The sequence below is a fragment of the Methylobacterium sp. WL116 genome, from assembly GCF_008039455.1.
In the GTDB taxonomy this organism is placed as follows: domain Bacteria; phylum Pseudomonadota; class Alphaproteobacteria; order Rhizobiales; family Beijerinckiaceae; genus Methylobacterium.
Map to the genome: position 1 here is coordinate 1 of NZ_VRUV01000711.1, position 1,847 is coordinate 1,847.

Annotated in this window: 1 protein-coding gene and 1 pseudogene; both read left to right on the top strand. The window is 75.8% G+C overall.

Annotated elements, in window-relative coordinates:
* Positions 1–148: 148 nt before the first annotated feature.
* Positions 149–1,495 (top strand): lipopolysaccharide biosynthesis protein, encoded by a 1,347-nt coding sequence (locus FV223_RS26545; RefSeq protein ID WP_147729723.1) that lies wholly within the window; start codon positions 149–151, stop codon positions 1,493–1,495.
* Positions 1,492–1,847 (top strand): annotated as a pseudogene (locus FV223_RS26550) (cellulose biosynthesis protein CelD); the annotation flags it as partial. The gene FV223_RS26545 and the pseudogene FV223_RS26550, both read left to right, overlap by 4 nt.

Below are 1,847 nucleotides of genomic sequence, written 5' to 3' on the forward strand. Positions count from 1 at the left end.
CGCGCGAGACGTCCGGCACCCTGGGCGCGGCGGTCGCGCCCCCCAGGCCGTGACGGCGCCGGCCCATTAACCCCGCCGCAACGGGGCCCGGGTTAGGGCTCGGGTCCGATCCGCGCGGTGCGGAACCGCGCGGTCGAGGGAGGCGGAGATGGCGGCGGCGACCCTCGGCTCGGCCGTCCGCCGCCTGCGCATCGCCGCGACCGGCCCGGCCCGCACCGCCCTCGACGTGTTCGCGATCCGCATCGCCTCGGCCGGTTTCGCCTACGGCGCGCAGGTGCTCACCGCCCGCCTGATGGGCTGGCAGGAATACGGCGTCTTCGCCACGGTCTGGGTCTGGACCGCGATGATCGGCCATTCGGTGACGCTCGGCCTGTCGCAGGGCGCCTGCCGCTTCCTGCCGGTGGACCAGGCCCGCGGCGACCTCGACCACGCCCGCGGCTACCTCGTGGCCGGCGCCGTCGCGATCGGCGGTGCGGCCCTGGCCGTCGCGCTGCTCGGAGCCGCGGTGCTGACGCTGTGGCCGGGCTGGGTCGCCGGGCCCTACCGCGCGCCGCTCCTCGTCGCGGCGCTCGTATTGCCGCTGTTCGCGCTCCAGGATTACTTGGAAGGCCTCGCCCGCAGCCAGAACTGGGCGGTGCTGGCGATCGCGCCGCCCTACCTGCTGCGCCAGACCGTGATGATGGTCGCGATGGTCGCCGCGATCCTGCTCGGCGCGCCGGCCGAGGCCTGGGTGGCGATGGCCTGCATGCTCGCCGCCGCGATCCTCGCCGTCGCGATCCAGGCCGGGCTGGTGCTGGCGCGGATGGCGCGCACGCTGCCCCGGGGCCCGCGCCGCTACCGCTGGCGGCACTGGCTCGGCGCCAGCCTGCCGATCGCGCTGATCGACCTGGCCAATGCCGGCTTCACCTTCGTCGACGTCGTCGTGCTCGGCTTCCTGATGCCGCCCTCCGCCGTCGGCCTGTACTTCGCCGCGACGCGGATCCAGCAGTTCGTCGTGTTCGTCCATTTCGCCGCCGTCGCCGCCACCGCGCAGCGCTTCAGCGCGGCGCACGCGGTCGGCGACCGGGACACGCTCGCCTGGCTGGTGCGCCTGCAGGGCCGCGGCACGTTGGCCGCCACCGCCCTGGTGGCGCTCGGGGTCGTCGCCGCGAGCCCGCTGCTGCTGGCGATGTTCGGGCCGCAATTCTCCGACAGCATCCCGATCCTCGCGGTACTGGCCGCCGGCAGCGTCGCGGCGAGCCTGTTCGGCCCGGGCGAGGACCTGTTGACCATGCTCGGCGGCGAGCGGCTCTGCGCCGGCATCACGCTGGCGATGCTGGCGGTGGCGGTCGGCGCCTGCCTCGTCCTCGTGCCGCCGCTCGGGGTGATCGGGGCAGCGCTGGGGATGGCGCTGACCACGGTCCTGCGGGCCGGCATCCTCGCGCTGGCGGCGCGGCGCGTGCACGGCCTCGCGACCCCGGTCTGGGCCGGCCTTTTCGCGATGGGCGCCCGATGATCCGGGTCGCATCGCCCGTCCCCGCGATCGAGGCCGGGCCGTCCGACGCGCCGCGTCCCGAAGAATGGGACGACCTGTTCGGCCGCGCGCGGGCGCCGCATCCGCATTACGCGCGCCACGTCGTGGAAGCGCACCAGCGGGCGGGCCTCGGCGCCGAGGCCCTGCGTTTCGTCACCGTCCGCCGCGAGGGACGGCTCGAGGCCGCCCTGCCCTACCGGATGGTGCGCGATCTCAGCGGCCTCGGCGGGCGCGTCGCGCGGCCCTTCCTCTCGCCCTTCGTCACCGCGACGGCGCCCCTCGTCGCCGACGGGCCGGATGCGGTGTTCGACGCCCTCGTCGCGGGCCTCGGCGC